Origin of the sequence: Priestia sp. RMT2NF4 (assembly GCF_047872835.1) — a bacterium.
GTDB lineage: Bacteria > Bacillota > Bacilli > Bacillales > Bacillaceae_H > Priestia > Priestia zanthoxyli.
The window spans coordinates 1001093-1019685 of sequence record NZ_JBLQZO010000001.1 but is presented as its reverse complement, the minus strand read 5'-3'; the positions used below and the strand labels follow the sequence as shown (position 1 = coordinate 1019685).

Genomic DNA, 18593 nt, shown 5'->3' with positions numbered 1-18593 from the left:
TATACAAAAGGGGATGGAGAAATGAAAGCAGGTGTCTATGTTTCAGAAGCAAAAGCCGTTATGCAGCAAAAAGCGAAACCGGTTATAAAAGAAGGAGAAGCGCTTGTAAAGGTATCTCATGCTGGAATTTGCGGAACGGATATGATGATTTATTTTGGAAAACACCCCAGAGCACAAGCACCACTTATTATGGGGCATGAATTCAGCGGAGTGATAGAGGAGATCCGAGGAGAAACGGAATTTTCTTTAGGTGACCGGGTAGCAGTTGAACCTACGCTTAGCTGCGGAACATGCGAAGCCTGTGTAAGAGGACAGTTTCACGTTTGTAAGAAGTTAAAACTAATTGGTATTGATCAAGATGGAGGATTCGCACAGCACGTGGCTGTTCCAGTGAACCGCCTTCACCTCTTGCCAGAGAAACTGTCTAGCGATCATGCAGCTCTTGCAGAACCTGTAGCGGTTGCCGTACATACAGTAAGACGCTCGCGGTTGAAAGTAGGAGACCAAGCTGTCATTTTAGGGGCAGGACCTATTGGACTGCTGATCGGGATGATCGCGAAACGAGCAGGAGCAAAAAAAGTAATGATCTCAGATATTAGTTCTTATCGCTTAACTAAAGCGAAAGAACTTGGCTTTATACCAATTGATGCAGCGAAAAAAGACGTTGTAAAAGAAGTGCGTTTGCTTACGAATGACGTCGGTGCAGACGTTGTATTTGAAGTAGCCGGAAATCAAATTACAGCAAAACAAATGGTTGAAACAAGCCGTATTCAAGGAGAGATTGTGGTGGTGAGCGTATACAAAAGCGCTCCAGAAGTAGATTTAGCAGCAATGCACTTTAAGGAAATTTCATTAACTACAACGAGATGTTATACAAGGGAAGATTTTCAGACGGCTATTGATTTACTGGCAACTGGTGAAATAGCAGCAGATTCTTTAATTTCTCATAAACTGCAGCTTGAAGATATTCAAGCGGGGTTTGAGTTTATGCAGCGGCCTGATGAATCACTTAAGGTTTTATTTGCACCAAACGGAGAGGAGAATGAACAATGACAGTAGATTTTTTTTCTTTAGATGGTAAAGTGGCAGCGATTACAGGAGCAACAAGAGGAATTGGAAGATCAATGGCGATTGCTTTGGCAGAAGCAGGTTCGGATATCGCTCTGCTGCAGAGATCAAAGGAATTTCTTGGAGTAAAAGAAGAAATTGAACGGCTCGGAAGAAAATGTTTTATTGTTAATTGTGATCTAGAAAATGCTTCTGAAGTAAGCGAAGCAATCTCATCGGTTGTTGCTTATTTTGGCAAGCTCGATATTTTAGTGAACAACGCGGGCATTCAAAGACGTTCACCCGCTGTAGACTTTGCAGAAGAAGATTGGGACGCTGTTATGAACGTTAATTTAAAAACCGTATGGCTGTTATGTCAGCAGGCGGGCCGCCAAATGCTTAAACAAGGAAGCGGAAAAATCATTAATATGGCATCTTTGCTTTCTTACCAAGGAGGTATTACCGTTCCAGCTTATGCCGCAGCAAAAGGCGGAGTTGCTCAGCTTACAAAGGCTTTATCTAATGAATGGGCAGCAAAAGGCGTAAATGTTAATGGAATTGTACCAGGGTACATTGCTACTGATATGAATGAAGCACTTATTAACGATGAAACGCGCAGCAGACAAATTATTGAACGTATTCCCGCAGGAAGATGGGGACAAGCAGATGATTTTAAGGGAGCGGTCGTCTTTTTAGCATCTGATGCGTCTGCTTATATTCACGGGCACTTGCTTGCCGTAGACGGAGGATGGCTAGGAAGATAACGCATGAACCAATAAATTTTTTCATATCATGAACAAACTCGATTAAAAGGGGCGTTCATGGTATGAAAGTGTGGGTATTGAATGTTGGTATTGCTGTCACAGTGCTGACAACTGCTTGGGCGGTGTATACAAAGCCTGAAGAGAAAGAGGTTTCGCTAGTTTCTTACAATCGGTTCTCCATAGCCGTCCCACAAGAAAGCAGCGACTTTGAAAAAGAGTTAAAATCAGCTTTGACGCAGTATGGTTTTCAAGAGGTTAGAGTGCTGAATGACTATGCGGAAGCTCAAGTTCTCGTTCTTCTGCCCGCCGAACAACTTTCTTCCTATAAAAAGAAGGAGATTCAGCAAGTCGTAAATCAACTTGCCAAGCAGTATCACGTTAATCCTGATGTAGTTAATGTTCAGTTATATGAAAAAAAGTAAAAGCCTTTTAGAAAGGGGAATCCCCTCTATAAAAGGCTTTTTTTACTCTTTTTTCTTCTCTTGTTCAGCGAGCTCTTCTTGTCTTTTAAAATGTGATTTTCCTAACGCATACACAAAACTAAAAAACAAAGGAAGTAAAATAGTCAACAGCACAAGGCGAGTAAGCATATCGCCCAAGTCATTTCTCGTTAAGTAAATATTAATAGCTGCGATGACAATATAAATAAAAATCCCGAGGTTTCGTAAAAATCTCTTTAGCATAGATGCATTCATTTTTTTCACCTTACTTTTATATACTCACATTTAAGGTAAAGGAAACGATTAATAAAAGCAACCTATTTACTACAAAGCAAGAAGGAATACAGAAATTTATGATGAATGTTTATATGTTATCTGAAAATTATGTGAATAAAATTGCTAACATGAAGCTTCTTTATACAGCAGTCTGCTTTTAGTGCACCGAGTCAGTATAAACAGTTGCCTTCTCTTCAATTAGCTTTATTTTCTAAAAAGGTAAGGTGATGAGATGAAAAGAGTGCTGGTAATGGGCGTTTCTCCAGGAGTAGGAAAGTCCACATTTGCCAAGAAATTAGGGAAAAAGCTTGATCTAGAAGTACATCATTTAGACAGCCTGTATTGGCAGCCGGGCTGGACGGAAAGAGACAATGATAGTTTTAGAGAATTGCAGGAGCACATTGTAAAAAAAGACAGCTGGATTATCGACGGGAACTACAGCAATTCGTATGACCTGCGAGTGAAGCGTGCAGATACCATTATTTATTTAGAGCTTCCGCTAATCGTTTGTGTGTACCGAGTGATAAAGCGGAGGATTGTATATGCAAGAAAAACGCGTGAAGATATGGCAAAAGGATGTCCTGAAAAAGTAGATTGGTCATTTTTTACATTTATTCTTACGACGTACAGAGAGCGGCAAAAAAAGATGAGAAAACGGTTTGAAAAGCTTAGAAACGATGAGGATTGCAAGGTTTTTATGCTGATGAATAGAAAGGACATCGAAAACTATATACAAAACCTATAGGTGGAGTACGAGCTGAATTTTGAACAAAAACAGCCACGTAACAAGTTCGCTTGTTACATGGCTATATTAAAAAAACAATCATTTATTGTGTAATCTTCAGCATTCCTTTTTCGTCCAGCGCAACTGTTAAAGAATGATTGACCTTCACCGTTAATGGATGAACTTCAGAGTCTCGGTCCGAAAAAAACCACCGTCTTTTAGGCGCCCCTACAAGAAAAAACGCACTGTCGCTTCCTAAAAAGTTAAAGTTCTCGTTTAATGGCCTGTTGTTGCGCACGGTGATACCCGAGTTAATAAGCTGTGTCCCTACAGAGCGGACATGAGGCGTTGTCAAGTTGATTTCTCCTATGCTTAAAAGCGACTTAGAAGAAAAGGGGTCGTTGGATGGCGGGCAGTCTGAATATCTGGAAATGTATTCAACAATATTATGAGCAGGATCTTCAAAATAAAACGAATGAGCATCAAATGCTTCAAAATAAATCTCATCTTTCTTCTCTTCTGTATTGAGGAAGACTCTCTGAGTAGCCCATTTCTTTGCTTCCATAAAGCGGTTTGCTGGAACATTAAAAGCAAAATGGTAAAAGGGCTTTGTATGTAGAGAAGTTTCTTTAAAAGTTAGCTCACTTTCACCAACTTTAATGGAAAAAGAATCAGCCGAAACGGCGGTTAAAGGGAAATCGAGAGAGTTTACATAAAAATCCTTCATTTCGTCCAATAGATGAGTGTACAGGACAGCTTGATTAATCATCATAAACCATTCCTCCTCGTTTAAACGTTGTCTAAATCACATGGCATTAAACAGATGTTTCATTATCATCCCTTTGAACGCTGCTTTTCCAGTGAAGCTGAAAAGATCCTTTATGCTCAGAGCCTATAAAGTTAATACGATATCTTCTCGTTCTTTCGGGTGTTAGATAAAGAGAGTTATTAGTCATCTCAAAGAAACGTGTACGTCTTGGATCTTCTACATATAGAGAAAGGTCTCCACTTTTAGTGTTTTTAGATAGTGTAAAAGCGTAGGTTACGCCTTTTTTGAGTTTAATGCTCCGAGAGTAGCGGCCTGTAAAGCTGTCATATTCTCCAAAGAAAACCTCACTTCGCTCTTTTTTTATTCTCCCACCTACAATTTGATTTTCCTGGCCGTTAAAGTTAATAAGTAAAAAAGCAATAAGAACAATAAGAAAACTATATTTAAACATAAAAACCTCCATCTACTAAATTATAGATAGTTTTGGATTTCGTCAAATAGTGTTATAGTTTAAAAAGGGAAAAATTAACAAAAAATATTCTCCCTTTGTATGTTACGCCTAACGGAAAGGAGAAAAAATTGACTCAGCGTTTTTATTTTTTAGCAGCAAGTCAAGTAACCACAAATGTAGGTTTTGTTCTTTATACAATGGCCCTCACTTCCTATATAAATCAAAACACCGGTTCAACAGCTCTTGCATCAATGATTACGATGACGAGCTTACTTGCTCGCCTCCTTAGTGGTCTTAGCGTACCTTTACTAGCGGATACATATAAATCTATTCATATTATGCGGGCTGTACAGGTTATGCAAATAGGAATGCTCGCTGGATTGTATATGCTACTCACACAAGAATTTACAGTCACAGTACTAGCGATGTGTTTTGTCATTGTTGGGATCATTTCTTTTTTTAACGGTTTTTTTACTATTTTTAAAACGTCGGTTGTCCGCAGCTTAGTAAGTGATAGTCAAAGAATGCAGGCGAATAGTTTGCTTTCAACAATTGACCAAACCTTTCTATTTGCAGGGTGGTCCCTTGGTGGTTTCGTTTTGTCTTTAACAGGATTCACTTATTCTTTATGTATAACGGCAGGTCTTTTATTGTTCTCGTTTGTTTGCTTGCTGTTTATAAAAGAAGCTCATAGATACAAGCAGCCAGAAAAGCGAAGCGTGGCAAAGCTAATGGAAGGATGGCGCTTTTTATGGGTACATAAACGCATCAGAGCACTCGTTATAATGGACATAACTGAATCACTCGTTGGAACCATTTGGATTGGGGCTATTACTCTTTCTTTTGTGAAAGAAGTGCTTGGAAAAGGAGAAGTATGGTGGGGATATATAAACGGTGCGTATTATTTTGGAAGCATAGTCGGAGGAATTATTGTGTACCGAATGTCTTCTATGGTAAAAGGAAGGCTTTTGCTTCTTATGTTCGCGGGCTCAATTGGTTATGCTGTTTTAACCGGTTTTTACGGCTTAGTAACGAACCCGTATTTAGCTTTAGCACTTTTGGTAATGATGGGTCCTGCCTATCAGCTTCGAGACGCAGCGCAGGAAACCATTTATCAAAATGCCTGCAGCAGTGGGGTTCTTTCTAAAGTAATAGCGGCAAAATCAACTCTTGTACAGGGTGCGTTTATTCTTTCTATCGCGTTTGTAGGTACAGTAGCGGACTTCTTTGGGGTGAGGATTGTATATCTATTTGCAAGCTTCCTATTGCTGGTAACGTCTCTCATAGGTATTGCAGTATTAGTTCATAACAAGCAGTCTGTGGAAACAACATCACCTGTTGAACGGGGAGAGAATATATGAAGATCATCACGCTAACGTATCTTATGGAGCATGATATAAAAGAGCTGTTAATAGAAAGCCAGGAGGAAGGCTTTTTCTTTCTTACCAAGCTAATAGCGGAGTATAAAAGCGGGCAAAACGTATTTAATAAAACAGGCGAAAGACTGTGGGGAGTTTACGGTGAACAAAATGAATTAATAGCCGTAGCGGCCCTTAATCAAGATCCTTACAGTAAGTGTGCTAACGTTGGAAGAGTAAGAAGATTTTATGTTTCAGCTCAGTTTCGCAGAAAGGGTATAGGTAAGCGACTTTTAAAAGAAATTATTCACTATGCAGAGAACTACTACGACAGCCTCGTTCTTTATACAGATACTGAGGAAGCGAAGTTATTTTATGAACGAACCGGTTTTAAACGCGTATATAATCAATATAAAATTACTCATGAATACAGTTTAAAAAGAGTCTAGCTATTCGAGCAAACAAATTGAATATGCTCGAATTTGGTTACAGCTAGGACCAAATCAAGAGATAGATGAGCTAAATGTTCGCCACATTTCAGCCGGAGAATTAGTCAATATTTATGACGATACTAGTGCTAGCTATCCAAAAGACGTTGTTACATTAGAGGGTTCTCGTTCTGTTGATGGTTCAGTGACTTATAGTAGTAACGGAAATGGTACAATTAACGTGTACAACGTTCCTTCACATTGGTCCAGTTCTGCTCAGGTAGATAAGGATTTTATGAAAAATTACACAGAGGATATTATTCGAAATGCAAAGCTGGTTCACGTTGACCCAGGTGAGGATAAAAAAATCATAAAATTAATCAACATACTAAATGTTTATTAATAAAACCAACGGGGGCTTAATTCAATTAGGACATTAAAATAATATACGAATAACGCTCAGACAAAATCTGAGCGTTATTCGTTACCATTCATATTGCTAATTCACTATTAAAATAGATGCTAATTAGGCTTTTAATTACATGGCTTTTAGCTTGTTTTTTTGCATCAACCGAACCCGTTACTCTTTTTAGTTTGCTTTTTTAAGTTTGAGAGCTGTTTTAGGAGCAGGGCTTTTTTTAACAATATACAAACCGCTAAAAATAATAAGTCCTCCAAGCAGCTGCATGGAATTGATGGTTTCTCCAATGGCTACAGCAGCAAAGACAACGGCGAACAAAGGAATAACATACATGTAAACCATTACTTTTGTAGATCCAATTTTTCCAATTCCTACATACCACATTACCAGCCCGTACACCGTCACGAACAAAACAGAGTATGCCAAAGAGCTCCAGCTGCCTATATCTGTTGGCCAGATAAGCGTTTGATAGGTGAAAAGACAGTAGACAGTAAGAGGAATAGCTCCGATCAAAGCAGACCAGGCAGTTACGCGCAAAGCAGAATATTTTACGACTAAAGGTTTTGCTAAAATTGGATACCAGCCCCACGCAACGGCCGCTACAATCCCCATGATATTTCCGAACCATGCAAGCTGCGACAGCGCATGACTAGAGTGACCAAACAGCAGTACAAACGCAGCACCGAAAAAAGCAAGCACAGAGCCTAGCTGTGTTTTTAACGAAAAAGCTTCATGCTTATATAAGATAGCTAAGATTCCTGTGAAAATAGGAGACATCGAAATAAGTAAAGAAGCATTTGTAGCTGTCGTATATTTAACAGATACCATAAACAGCGTTTGATAGAGTGTAACGCCTACTATGCTGACCGCTATTAAACGTCCCCAGTCTTTCTTTTCGATCCGAATGCCTCGCTCTACGATTCCTGTAATAAGTAAAAGAATAGGAGCAACCATTATAAAACGCAGCGCGCTAAATTGGATAGAAGACATATGAGCAACTCCAAATTTTCCGATTGTATAATTGGCTCCCCAAATTAACGCAACGGATAATAATATCCATTCCAGCCAGCCTTTTTTCATGTCATCACCTCGTGTAAGTATAAAAAGTAAATAAGTGCGGATATCCTTAGTTACAAAGTATACAGGAAGAAATTATGTAAAAGGCCAGCCAATTCAGGTATTTTTATCTCATCCACTTGTTTATAATACAAACAAAAACGCAGCTGCAATGGCTGCGTTCATGACTGTTATCCACATTGTTCTATCTCATCTAATCGCACAAGTTCGACTTTAAAAGCATGATCAATCGGTCGAATTTCACAGTACCCTGAATCATATACGTGAATCAGTACAAAGCGTTTTCCTTTATATAGCACTTCTTTGTAGGCTGTCACGAGATACACCCTTTCTTTTCATAAGTTTGTTTTTCATTCTATGAACAAAAAACGACGTAATTGCCTAATATAAAAAGAATTTTTAAGGTTGATAAAATTGCTTGGCAAAACAAGTTCGCTTATACTGTACTGTGATTCTATTTACGTATAGGTTCTGATTAAGAACAGCTTTAGCATATGGATAACGAAACAAAACAGCAGTACATAAGGAGCAGCACATGGATATTAACTATTTATATACATTTAAAGAAGTAGCGAAGTGGGGGAGCTATACACGAACGGGCGAGGAGTTAGGGTATGCTCAGTCAAGCGTTACCACTCATATAAAAAAATTAGAGGATCATTACGGTCAAAAACTATTTGAACGAACAGGACAAAAAATGAAGCTGACTCAGCCTGGTGAAGAATTGCTTTATTATGTGAATCAAGTAACCGAGTTATTAAATGAAGCAAAAGAGCGCCTTACTACGAATGAAGATGCTAGAGGAACAGTTTCAATAGGAACCGTGGAGTCGCTGGCCGCTTATTTTATTACACCGTATATTCGTGAATTAAAAAAGCAGCACCCTTCTCTAAAGATTATGCTAGAAGCGGGTTTATGTCCAAATTTAACACAAGGGATTATTGACGGAAAGTATGACGTAGCCGTTTTGCTTGATCGCCTTCAAACCTCTTCAAGTTTAGAAGTGATTCCTATTCGAAAAGAAAACATGGTTATGATTGCTTCGCCTTCGCATTTTTTTAGTGAAAAAAACAACGTTGTAATGGAAGAGTTTGAAGGTGAAACCATCATTTTAACCGAGAGTGGCTGCCCTTATCGTACTCTTTTAGAAGAGATGATGCGCAGCAGGGGTATTCATATGCAATCGGTGATTTCATTTAGCAGTCTTGAAGCAATTAAACAGTGCGTAGCGGATAATTTAGGTATTGCTCTTGTGCCAGAAATAGCGGTAAAACAAGAGATTGAAAATGGAAAACTGATTAAAATCCCGTTTGACCATGAAGAATTTTATCTTTATTCACAGCTCATATTCAAAAAGAAAAAATGGCTGACGGCACCCATTCAACACTTCATTTCACTTGTACAAGAAGGTTATCAAAAATATTGATAATAGATATAGAGAATCTTCAATAATGATGAAGCTGCTTTCGTGATACACTTTTTACAAGAAAAGAAAACTAGAGGTGTAGAACATGAATATATTTTTGCAGCACAATCCTACCAAATTATACTTTGGAAAAAATCAAATTACGAAGCTATCGCAAGAGCTTGCTTCTTACACTAAACAAGTAAACGTTCTGTTAGTATACGGAGGAGGAAGCATCAAACAAAATGGCGTATACGACGAAGTGAAAGCTGAACTTCAGTCTATTAACGCAGTTGTTCACGAGCTGTCTGGTGTAGAACCGAACCCTCGTTTGACTACGGTAGCTAAAGGCGTTGACATATGTAAAAAAGAAAACATTGATTTTCTCTTAGCCGTTGGGGGAGGAAGCGTGATTGATTGTACAAAAGCTATCGCAGCTGGAGCCGTGTACGAAGGGAATACATGGGACTTAATTACACGCAAAGTAGAGATTACAGGTGCTCTTCCTTTTGGAACGGTCTTAACACTTGCGGCAACAGGATCTGAAATGAATTCAACTTCTGTTATTACAAATTGGGAAACAAAAGAAAAGCTAGGTTGGACGTCTTCTCATGTATTTCCCGTCTTTTCTATCTTAGATCCGGCGTACACGTTTTCAGTGCCGCGCGACCAAACAGTCTATGGAATTGTTGATAGTATGTCGCATGCGCTTGAACACTATTTTCACCGCACAGAAAATACGCCGATGATCGACGGTTTTATTGAATCATTGCTAAGAACAGCTGTACAAGAAGGTCCTAAGCTTCTTACAAATCTGACTTCTTATCAGTATCGTGAAACGATGATGTATATAAGCACGACGGCGTTTAACGGAAGCTTAGCAAACGGAACGGACGGGGGAGACTGGGCTACTCATCGTATTGAACATGCTTTGTCGGCCGTGTATGATATTCCCCACGGAGGCGGCCTTGCTATCTTGTTCCCTAATTGGCTGGAGCATGTGCTAAAAGAAGATCCTTCTCGTGTAAAACAACTGGCTGTAAACGTATTTGGCATCAACCCAGAAGGAAAAAGCGATGAAGAAACAGCAATGGAAGGTGCAAAAGCGCTTCGCACTTTCTGGAATGACTTAGGAGCCCCGAACAGCTTGCGTGACTATGATATTGATGACTCTGAATTTGATGCGATTGTTGAAAAGACCTTTGTAAAACCAGGTGTTGGTACTTATAAAGAGCTTGATTATGCAAGCGTTCGAGATATTCTAGAAAGATCCAAATAAAAAGACGAGCTGCCTGCTCGTCTTTTTTATATGTACTTAATAATCCATCAGAAAATAAAGAAAGAGAAAAAAGCACACCAAGATGCAGCCTGCTCCTACCGTTATTTCGGAAAAACCTTGAATAAACGTATTTTTGGAAATGCCTCCTTCATTTTGTAGCTGAAATACGCGTTTTCTTTTGCGCTCATGAACGATTACCAACGAACCAAAAGCAACCGATAATAATGTAAAGAGCGGCACCACAATTAAAAACAGTTTAATAGAATACGCCCAGTACGATATATAGAGCGTATAATACATTGCTCCAGTACTTAAGGCAAAGAGTAGTAAAGAAAATAAAAACCACTTCGTAAAACGGTTTTTGCTCATGTATAGTTCACTTCCTTTTATCAAGTGCGTCTTATGATGTAGACAATAAAACACGTCTATCATTTTACCAAAACTTTTTGGTACATTCTATTTTAGCGGAAAAATAGGGTTTGCAAGTTTCTTAAAAGTGGTATAGTTCCTAAGAACTATCCGTGTATACATACAAAAAACTGATGATAAATGAGGGAGAAGATGAGCTATGGGGTGCGACGCGTGTCTGCCAATTAGGACAGGATATACGGTTTCTTTTCAGCAATCAAGGGATGTGAAGAAATTGGAAAAATACTTTAAAGATATTTCTCAAAACCAATGGAAGACTCTTGGAGAAGATATGATCTGGATGAGGGAAGATATCTTTTGGAGTTTTATGGATTATGTTCATCAGCATCTAGACCCTCGGCATGTGTGGGCTGTAGAAGCCAAGCAGCGGAGCCCGTTTGAAAACCTGCGGCGTATGGAGCCAATCACCGCTTTCCAAAAAATGAAAGATGCCTTGTGGATTGATGAGCTGATTGAAGACAAGCGAATTTGCTCGTATTATCAGCCGATTGTATCGGTTAATCATGAACGCGTGCATATCGTTGGCCACGAAATTTTATCAAGAGGATTAGAAGAAGACGGAAGTATTATACCTCCTTTTAAAATGTTTGAAGCTGCTCAAATAAGAAATAAAACCTTCGCTCTTGACCGAGCCTGCCGCTTAGAAGCTGTAAAAAATGCTAGTATTATTGATCATCAGCTGATTTTTATTAACTTTATTCCTACAGCAATATATAATCCTGAGCATTGCTTAGCATCTACATTTACATTAATTAAAGAATTGAATATAAAGCCCGAGCAAATTGTGTTTGAAGTGATTGAAACGGAGGATGTTCAAGATATTGAGCATTTGAAAAACATTTTGAATTATTATCGCTCCCACGGATTTAAATATGCGCTAGATGACGTAGGAGTTGGCTATAATACGCTGAATCGGCTTTTAGAAGTGGAGCCTGACGTCGTGAAATTGGCATTTGAATTCACAAACGGAGTCAGTAAGAATGAGAAACAGAAAAAAGTGGCCCAAGAGATGTTAGCTATCACCCATAAAATGGGGGCACAGGCTCTTGCAGAAGGGGTAGAAACAGAAGAAGATTTAAAATGCCTGATAGAGATGGGGTATGATTTGTTTCAAGGGTATTATTTTGCAAAGCCTAATCCTAAACCGTTAAAAGAGATTCATTCTATTTACGTTTAGCAGCCAAAAGCAGAAGAACAGAAACTTCTGCTTTTTGTATGAATGAAAGTAAGAATACTCAAAAAATAAACAATTCACTTTCATTTTGCTAAATAGTTTACAGAGAAAGGGAAGTGCTATAAGATGATAAATATTAATTCTTAGTATTTCTATCAGAAAAGGAGTGGATGATTTGGCACAAACGTTGCACTCATCATATAAATCAAAGCCAACTACTGTTGTAACAGAATTAAGCCCTATGCAAAAGCCGTTATTTGCAGGAGGGGTTATAGCAGCGGTTATTTTACTTCTAGCGATTGTGCTAACGACTGATTGGACGCAAGGTGTGTTATTTATTATCGGTCTAGCACTAGGAATGACGCTTCTGTACGCACGTTTTGGCTTTACATCAGCATTTCGCCGACTCGTATCTGTCGGCAACGTTCAAGGCTTGCAAGCGCATATGCTTATGCTAGCGATTGCGTCAACGCTGTTTGCTATTATTTTAAGTACAGGCTTTAGCTTTACAGGGGTAACGCCAAAAGGATATGTTTCACCTGTAGGAGTCAGCGTGATAGTTGGTTCGTTTATGTTTGGAATTGGCATGCAGCTAGGAAATGGATGTGCCTCAGGAACGCTGTATTCGTTAGGCGGTGGCTCTTCTTCCATGATTTTAACGCTTTTAGCCTTTATTGTAGGCTCTATGTTCGGGGCGTATCATTTGCCATTTTGGCAAAAACAACCTTCGCTTCCTCCTATTTCATTAGCTGAATCGACAGGCCTTGGTTATTTTGGTGCTTGGATTGTACAGCTTATCGCGTTTGCAGCGATTTACTGGATTACGATTCAAATTGCCAAAAAGAAAAATCCGCCTATGATGAAGCAGCTTCCTACGACAAAAGGGTGGAAAAAGATCATTCGCGGCTCTTGGCCTCTATTCACTGCAGCGATTGTGCTGGCTGTATTAAATGCATTAACGCTGGCTGTAAGAGGAAATCCTTGGGGTATTACTTCTGCTTTTGCTTTATGGGGCGGAAAAGCAATGATGGCAGCTGGAATAGATGTATCAAGCTGGGGATTTTTCCAAGGTGCAAATGGAGAAGCGCTAACGCAAAGTGTGCTAGCAGACTCTACCAGCGTATTGAATTTTGGGATCATACTAGGCGCTTTCATTTCAGCGACGGCGCAAGGAACGTTCAAACCAGGAAAGATTAAACCTGGCGTTGCAGGAGCAGCTGTTGTGGGAGGCCTTTTAATGGGATATGGTGCGCGTCTTGCCTTTGGCTGTAACATTGGCGCTTACTTTGGCGGCATTGCTTCATTTAGTCTTCATGGATGGGTATGGATGGTTATGGCAATGCTTGGCACAGGCTTAGCACTATTTATCCGCCCGTTATTTGGACTCAAAAATCCTAAATCTAATGATTCGATTTGTTAAGTTTAAATAAAACCTTCTTTGCATGAGCAAAGGAGGTTTTTATTTTAGGTGCCGTTTGGAATCGCTCTGCTATTTTGTGAATCACTTGAAGTTTAGTACAGCTCATCAGTTTTATCCGCAGCGTTTGCGCTACTTTTCTCTTAGCCAAATCCTCTTGTTCTAACCCAAAAAGAATATAAAAACTTCCTTTTTTTATAAAAATTTCACTTATTTTGCCGATAAAACAGGAGAATTGTATGTATTTGGCGAAATAAGCAGTAAACACCAAGTCCAGACACAGTTATTAAAACGTAAAAAGGGGTTTTAACGTTACATGAACAAGTATTTAAAAAAAGCTGTTATTTATGGAAGTTTGTGTTTTTTATTGGGAGCGTGCGGAGGAGCAGGAGAACAAACCTCTTCTGAGCCGCAGAAAAAAGAAGAAACAGTAAAGTCTAAAGAAGAAGCGAGTAAAAAAGAGAAAAAAGACGCAATCAATACAACTATTAAAGTTAGCGCAGCAGGAGATTTTACCTTAGGAAACGATGAAAGCTTTGGGTACGATTCTACTTTTAACGACGTAGCAGCAAGAAATGGCCTGCCGTATTTTACGCAAAATGTAAAATCGATCTTTGAGCAAGATGACTTAACAACGGTTAATTTAGAAACAACGCTGACAACTGCGACGGAAAAAGCAAGTAAAACATTTCGTTTTAAAGGTGATCCTTCGTTTGTAAATATTTTAAAACAAGGAAGTATTGAAACCGTTAACTTGGCTAATAATCATACGCATGATTATTTACAGCAAGGATATGATGATACACGAGAAAACTTAAAGAAAAGCGGAATAGGCTATTTTGGCTATGAAGATACATATATTACAACGGTAAAGGGAGTCAAAGTAGGATTGCTTGGATATCCGGGCTGGGATGACACAAAAGAAGTAAGAAGTCAGATTAAAGACGGAATTAAGTCTTTAAAAGAAAAAGGCGCTAAAATTATTATTGTGCATTTCCACTGGGGATCTGAACGACACTATGTTCCTGATACAGCGCAGCAGGCACTGGCGAAGTATACAATTGATAACGGAGCAGATTTGATTTTAGGTCATCACCCTCACGTTGTTCAAGGAATTGAAGAATACAAAAATAAATTTATTGTCTATAGCTTAGGAAACTTTATGTTTGGCGGAAACAAAAATCCAAGTGATAAGGATACATTTGTATTTCAGCAGACGTTTACGATTAAAGATGGAAAGCTAACGACTAATAAAGACATCAATGTGATTCCATTCCGCATTTCTTCCACAACGGCGCGAAACGACTACCGACCTACGCCTTTAACAGGAGCAGAAAAGGATCGAGTGAAAAATAAACTGATTGATGTTTCCAATCAAATCAAACAGGAAAAGTGGACGGTCTACGATGAAGATAGTAAATGAAGCTCTCAGCACTGAGAGCTTTTTTTTATAAAATAAAGCAGAAATAACTAAAAAAATGATATAATGTAAAAAAATAGATAAAAGGTGGAACTATGGTTAATATAGGTGATATTATTTTTCAAATTCTTATGCTGCTGATCCTGATAGGAATAGCAGGAGTAATAATTGCATTTATTATAGGCTTAAAAAGGTTGATTCAAAAGCAGGGGGCAAATGAAAAAAGGCTTCAGAGAATGGAGCAAAAATTAGATGATATGCTGAAAAATAAAGAGTCATGACTATACAGAAGCACTGTTAACACATCAGTGCTTCTGAACTTGACATTTTATAAAAAAGCAGTAAGATGTGTATACATCGTTTATATAGGGAGGAAGCTACATGGCAAAGTCAAAAGCAAAAAAAATGCGTGATAAAATGACGCGTGAAGGAAAACGAAATCCAGAATTAAACCGCAGCCTGTTTATATTTGCAGACATGGAAACGCGCAAAACCAAAACAAAGAAGGAAAAACTTCAGCATCAGCACACAAAACATAAAAAACGATTATCAGACGGAGCGTACAGTACCGGAGATGATCGTTTTTTTATTGCGTTTCATACATCTACAAAATAAAAAAAGAGCTTTTTGACTATCTATCTTCACTTTGCCTCAAACATTTTTACTGTAAACTTTCACAAAAAACCCTTATGATAGGAAAAGAAGGAGATGAACTAAGAATGCTTACGATTGAAAAAGTACCTAAAAGCCAAGCGGGCGTTTTGCAAAATTTGTATTCTCTTTATCTCCATGATTTATCTGCGTATACACCTTCTTTAGATATTCGCGAAGATGGAGCTTTTTATTTTGAAGAGCTGCCCTTGTTTTGGAAAGTAGAAGGCCTCTCGCCATACTTTATTAAAGTAGATGATAAGCTGACGGGCTTTTTTTTACTTCTTGAACAGCCCGCACTTCAGCAAGAAGCAGATTACTGCATCAATGATTTTTTTATCTTAAACAAATACCGAAAGCAGGGCATTGCTTCTGAAACGGTAAAAGACATTTTCTCTCATCGAAAAGGAACGTATATGATTATTGAGCTTGCAGGCAATAAGCGGGCTATTTCATTTTGGAAACATATTTATGAAAGCTTACATATTTCCTTTCAAGAAAAGAAAATTGAACTTGACGGAGAGCCAACTCTTATTCAAACGTTTAGTGTGTAAAACCTTTCTGGAAAACAGAAGGGTTTTTTATTTAAACTAAATATTAACAATTTTCAACAAATTATGTATAATTAAAGATGCTTGTCGACATTTATTCACAGGAGTATTCCTGTAAAGGAGGAGTAAAATGAAAGCGTTATCTAATTTCTTCACGGCGCTTGTTCAGCGCTTTTTACCTGATCCGTTTGTATTTGCTTTAATCCTGACGCTGATTTTATTTGTATCAGGTATTGTTTTTACTCCTCACGGGCCGATTGAGATGGTTCAGTTTTGGGGAAGCGGCTTTTGGAACCTTCTTGCATTTGCGATGCAAATGAGCTTAGTGCTTGTCACAGGGCATGCGCTTGCTAGCTCGCCGCTTGTAAAGAAGTGGCTTGTAAACATAGCACTGTTAGCCAAAACTCCGGCGCAAGGGGTTATTCTGGTCACGCTAGGCGCAGCCATGGCTTGTATGATTAACTGGGGGTTTGGCTTAATTGTAGGTGCGCTGTTTGCGAAAGAAGTAGCGAAACGCGTGCCGGGATCTGATTATCGGTTTTTAATTGCCTGTGCTTACATAGGGTTTTTAACATGGCACGGAGGCTTGTCAGGTTCGATTCCTCTTGTCGCTGCTACACCTGGAAACCCAATGGAAAAAACGGCTGGACTTATTCCACTCTCAGACACAATTTTTACAGGCTACAACTTATTTATTACCCTCGGATTGTTGATTGTCCTGCCTATTATGACAAGACTGATGATGCCGACGGGAAAAGAAGTGGTAGAAATTGATCCAAGACTATTGGCAGAAGATGAAATGGCGCCGGCTACAGTTGTTGAGACAACTTCTTCTAAGCCAACATTTGCTGTACGCATGGAGAACAGCAGGTTTTTAAGTCTAACAATTGCACTTCTTGGGTATTCATATTTAATTTATTATTTTGCTACAAACGGTTTTAAAATGGATATCAACACAGTGAATTTATTGTTTTTTACGACGGGTATTTTACTTCACCGCACGCCTTTATCCTATATGAATGCCGTTTCCAATGCTGCGAAAGGAACCGCTGGGATTGTGATTCAGTTTCCATTCTACGCAGGTATTCAAGGCATGATGGAGCTATCAGGCTTAGGCGGGAAGCTAACAAACGCATTTATCTCGATTTCAAATGAAACGACATTTCCGTTTCTTGCGTTTTTAAGTTCTGGCGTTGTGAACTTTTTTGTTCCGTCAGGAGGAGGACACTGGGTTGTACAAGGACCTTTTATTATGCCGGCAGCTGAACAGCTCGGCGTAGATCCGGGAGTCGCTGCGATGGCCATTGCTTACGGAGAAGCATGGATGAATATGGCGCAGCCGTTTTGGGCACTACCTGCACTAGCTATCGCAGGGCTCGGAGCACGCGATATAATGGGCTACTGCGTGACGACCTTAATTGTATCAGGCTTTATTTTTGCTATAGGACTAACGTTTTTTTAATACGAAAAGGTCAGCTGAAAAGCTGACCTTTTTTCATTACTTTTTTCTTTCCCAAGCGTATCTATCTACTTTATAAACCAACTTCGCGCGCACTCCAGTCCCAAAATTCTTCTGCAAGCCGCTCATTTTTTGCTTTTGAAGAAGGAGGAGTCACGCGTTTTTTATAAAAATAAGCGCCGCTAATATGCGTCACTTCAGGACTGTCAGCTAAATAAATAGCTGTTTCGGCACCTTGAAGAGGTGTTAAAAAGAAAGGGCGAAGCACGGCGTGAACGCTTTTTCCAAAACCTGTTTGACGATTAACGCCGATAGCGGTAGAAACGGCTCCGGGGTGAAGGCAATTTACGGTTACAGAGGTGTCTTTTAACTTTTTACTTAAATGAACCGTAAATAAGTTATTTGCTAATTTAGACTGAGAGTATCCTCGCCATATTCCGAATCCTGTTGTTAAGTGAGGGTTGTTGAGGTCTATTTTTCCCGCTTTATGAGCACCGGATCCAACGTTTATAATGCGTCCCTGTTGAGATTTTTTCAGCGGATCTAAAAGTAAATTAGTTAATAAAAAGTGACCCAAATGATTGACACCAAGCATCATTTCAAATCCGTCTTGTGTTGTTTCCCGCTTAATTGTCACGACGCCCGCGTTATTAATCAGCACATCAAGTACACTGTAGCGAGACGTAAAGTCTTCACTGAAAGCCCGGATACTGTCAAGAGAACCTAGGTCACAGGTCATAAGAGATATGGAATCCGATCCGCTTTGGCGTTTCGCTTCTTCTAAAGCGGCATTTCCTCTTTCTTCATTTCGGCATACCATAATGACTTCGAAGCCTTTTTTAGCTAGTTCAATCGTTGTGGCCAGCCCCATTCCTGAATTGGCACCTGTAATTAGCGCTCGTTTTGCTGTCATGAGTATGTTCCTCCCAACTACATCTTTTTTCTAGTGTATAAGATAAGAAGATATGTCGTCCACTTCTAGCTTTTTCTTTTATTTCTTTCATGCTTTAGAAAAGTATGTAAAATGTGCACAGGGGAGAAAATGTTGCACAA

The 18593-nt window shown here is 39.1% G+C and carries 22 protein-coding genes and 1 pseudogene; 16 read left to right on the top strand and 7 right to left on the bottom strand.

What is annotated here, in order from left to right; all coding sequences use genetic code 11:
- Window positions 1-21 precede the first annotated feature (21 nt).
- The 3 genes from ACMX9J_RS05190 to ACMX9J_RS05180 all read left to right on the top strand — a co-directional run bounded on the left by ACMX9J_RS05190 (window position 22) and on the right by ACMX9J_RS05180 (window position 2233).
- The gene (locus ACMX9J_RS05190; RefSeq protein ID WP_416225498.1) at window positions 22-1053 is read left to right on the top strand and encodes a zinc-dependent alcohol dehydrogenase; all 1032 of its coding nucleotides are present in this window, start codon (window positions 22-24) and stop codon (window positions 1051-1053) included.
- Window positions 1050-1811 (top strand): glucose 1-dehydrogenase, encoded by a 762-nt coding sequence (locus ACMX9J_RS05185; RefSeq protein ID WP_047750660.1) that lies wholly within the window; start codon window positions 1050-1052, stop codon window positions 1809-1811. The genes ACMX9J_RS05190 and ACMX9J_RS05185 overlap by 4 nt, the downstream gene beginning before the upstream one ends.
- A gap of 62 nt (window positions 1812-1873) precedes the next feature.
- The gene (locus tag ACMX9J_RS05180; protein ID WP_416225497.1) at window positions 1874-2233 is read left to right on the top strand and encodes a hypothetical protein; all 360 of its coding nucleotides are present in this window, start codon (window positions 1874-1876) and stop codon (window positions 2231-2233) included.
- Window positions 2234-2275: 42 nt separating this feature from the next.
- On the opposite strand, the gene ACMX9J_RS05175 is transcribed toward ACMX9J_RS05180, so the two are convergent.
- Window positions 2276-2506, bottom strand: a complete 231-nt coding sequence (locus ACMX9J_RS05175; protein WP_013057513.1) for a hypothetical protein — start codon at window positions 2504-2506, stop codon at window positions 2276-2278.
- Window positions 2507-2759: 253 nt separating this feature from the next.
- Here ACMX9J_RS05175 and ACMX9J_RS05170 point away from each other — a divergent pair, with 253 nt between their 5' ends.
- Window positions 2760-3272 carry a topology modulation protein gene (locus tag ACMX9J_RS05170; RefSeq protein WP_028412932.1) on the top strand — a complete coding sequence of 171 codons (513 nt, stop codon included), beginning with the start codon at window positions 2760-2762 and terminating at the stop codon, window positions 3270-3272.
- 82 nt (window positions 3273-3354) lie between these two features.
- Here the strand turns inward: ACMX9J_RS05170 and ACMX9J_RS05165 are convergent, their stop codons facing one another.
- Together ACMX9J_RS05165 and ACMX9J_RS05160 are read right to left on the bottom strand one after the other, a co-directional pair.
- Window positions 3355-4023, bottom strand: a complete 669-nt coding sequence (locus ACMX9J_RS05165; RefSeq protein ID WP_047750661.1) for a glyoxalase — start codon at window positions 4021-4023, stop codon at window positions 3355-3357.
- Between the two features lie 43 nt (window positions 4024-4066).
- Window positions 4067-4471, bottom strand: coding sequence for a hypothetical protein (locus ACMX9J_RS05160; RefSeq protein WP_047750663.1), 405 nt, complete (start codon window positions 4469-4471; stop codon window positions 4067-4069).
- 128 nt (window positions 4472-4599) lie between these two features.
- On the opposite strand from ACMX9J_RS05160, the gene ACMX9J_RS05155 reads away from it, so the two are divergent.
- The 3 genes and pseudogenes from ACMX9J_RS05155 to ACMX9J_RS05145 all read left to right on the top strand — a co-directional run.
- On the top strand, window positions 4600-5832 hold the full coding sequence (locus tag ACMX9J_RS05155) for an MFS transporter (RefSeq protein WP_416225496.1): 1233 nt from the start codon (window positions 4600-4602) through the stop codon (window positions 5830-5832).
- Entirely contained in the window at window positions 5829-6278 is a 450-nt protein-coding gene (locus ACMX9J_RS05150; RefSeq protein ID WP_416225495.1) for a GNAT family N-acetyltransferase, read from the top strand. The genes ACMX9J_RS05155 and ACMX9J_RS05150 overlap by 4 nt, the downstream gene beginning before the upstream one ends.
- Window positions 6274-6660, top strand: a pseudogene (locus tag ACMX9J_RS05145) (hypothetical protein); the annotation flags it as partial. The gene ACMX9J_RS05150 and the pseudogene ACMX9J_RS05145, both read left to right, overlap by 5 nt.
- A 186-nt stretch (window positions 6661-6846) precedes the next feature.
- Here the strand turns inward: ACMX9J_RS05145 and ACMX9J_RS05140 are convergent.
- Together ACMX9J_RS05140 and ACMX9J_RS05135 are read right to left on the bottom strand one after the other, a co-directional pair.
- Window positions 6847-7758 (bottom strand): DMT family transporter, encoded by a 912-nt coding sequence (locus ACMX9J_RS05140; protein WP_033579347.1) that lies wholly within the window; start codon window positions 7756-7758, stop codon window positions 6847-6849.
- Between the two features lie 167 nt (window positions 7759-7925).
- Window positions 7926-8072 carry a hypothetical protein gene (locus ACMX9J_RS05135; RefSeq protein ID WP_013057506.1) on the bottom strand — a complete coding sequence of 49 codons (147 nt, stop codon included), beginning with the start codon at window positions 8070-8072 and terminating at the stop codon, window positions 7926-7928.
- A gap of 218 nt (window positions 8073-8290) precedes the next feature.
- On the opposite strand from ACMX9J_RS05135, the gene ACMX9J_RS05130 reads away from it, so the two are divergent.
- Together ACMX9J_RS05130 and ACMX9J_RS05125 are read left to right on the top strand one after the other, a co-directional pair.
- Window positions 8291-9181 carry a LysR family transcriptional regulator gene (locus tag ACMX9J_RS05130; protein ID WP_034268834.1) on the top strand — a complete coding sequence of 297 codons (891 nt, stop codon included), beginning with the start codon at window positions 8291-8293 and terminating at the stop codon, window positions 9179-9181.
- Between the two features lie 85 nt (window positions 9182-9266).
- The gene (locus ACMX9J_RS05125) at window positions 9267-10439 is read left to right on the top strand and encodes an iron-containing alcohol dehydrogenase (protein ID WP_028412939.1); all 1173 of its coding nucleotides are present in this window, start codon (window positions 9267-9269) and stop codon (window positions 10437-10439) included.
- Between the two features lie 36 nt (window positions 10440-10475).
- Here the strand turns inward: ACMX9J_RS05125 and ACMX9J_RS05120 are convergent, their stop codons facing one another.
- A complete protein-coding gene (locus tag ACMX9J_RS05120) occupies window positions 10476-10808 on the bottom strand; it encodes a hypothetical protein (RefSeq protein ID WP_416225494.1) in 333 nt (110 codons plus the stop codon).
- Between the two features lie 199 nt (window positions 10809-11007).
- Between ACMX9J_RS05120 and ACMX9J_RS05115 the strand changes: the two genes are divergently transcribed.
- From ACMX9J_RS05115 to ACMX9J_RS05085, 7 genes are all read left to right on the top strand, one after another.
- A complete protein-coding gene (locus tag ACMX9J_RS05115; RefSeq protein WP_155010066.1) occupies window positions 11008-12045 on the top strand; it encodes an EAL domain-containing protein in 1038 nt (345 codons plus the stop codon).
- Between the two features lie 172 nt (window positions 12046-12217).
- Entirely contained in the window at window positions 12218-13462 is a 1245-nt protein-coding gene (locus ACMX9J_RS05110) for a YeeE/YedE family protein (protein WP_033579343.1), read from the top strand.
- 313 nt (window positions 13463-13775) lie between these two features.
- A complete protein-coding gene (locus tag ACMX9J_RS05105; RefSeq protein ID WP_014459640.1) occupies window positions 13776-14882 on the top strand; it encodes a CapA family protein in 1107 nt (368 codons plus the stop codon).
- Window positions 14883-14974: 92 nt separating this feature from the next.
- Entirely contained in the window at window positions 14975-15160 is a 186-nt protein-coding gene (locus ACMX9J_RS05100; RefSeq protein WP_013057499.1) for a DUF4083 family protein, read from the top strand.
- Window positions 15161-15260: 100 nt separating this feature from the next.
- A complete protein-coding gene (locus tag ACMX9J_RS05095; protein ID WP_063247778.1) occupies window positions 15261-15494 on the top strand; it encodes a hypothetical protein in 234 nt (77 codons plus the stop codon).
- Window positions 15495-15598: 104 nt separating this feature from the next.
- Complete coding sequence (locus ACMX9J_RS05090; protein ID WP_155010067.1) at window positions 15599-16084, top strand: GNAT family N-acetyltransferase; 486 nt, start codon at window positions 15599-15601, stop codon at window positions 16082-16084.
- Window positions 16085-16211: 127 nt separating this feature from the next.
- Window positions 16212-17543, top strand: coding sequence for a TIGR00366 family protein (locus ACMX9J_RS05085; RefSeq protein WP_014459643.1), 1332 nt, complete (start codon window positions 16212-16214; stop codon window positions 17541-17543).
- Window positions 17544-17613: 70 nt separating this feature from the next.
- Here ACMX9J_RS05085 and ACMX9J_RS05080 read toward each other — a convergent pair whose 3' ends face one another.
- Complete coding sequence (locus ACMX9J_RS05080; RefSeq protein WP_416225493.1) at window positions 17614-18453, bottom strand: SDR family oxidoreductase; 840 nt, start codon at window positions 18451-18453, stop codon at window positions 17614-17616.
- Window positions 18454-18593: the final 140 nt, after the last annotated feature.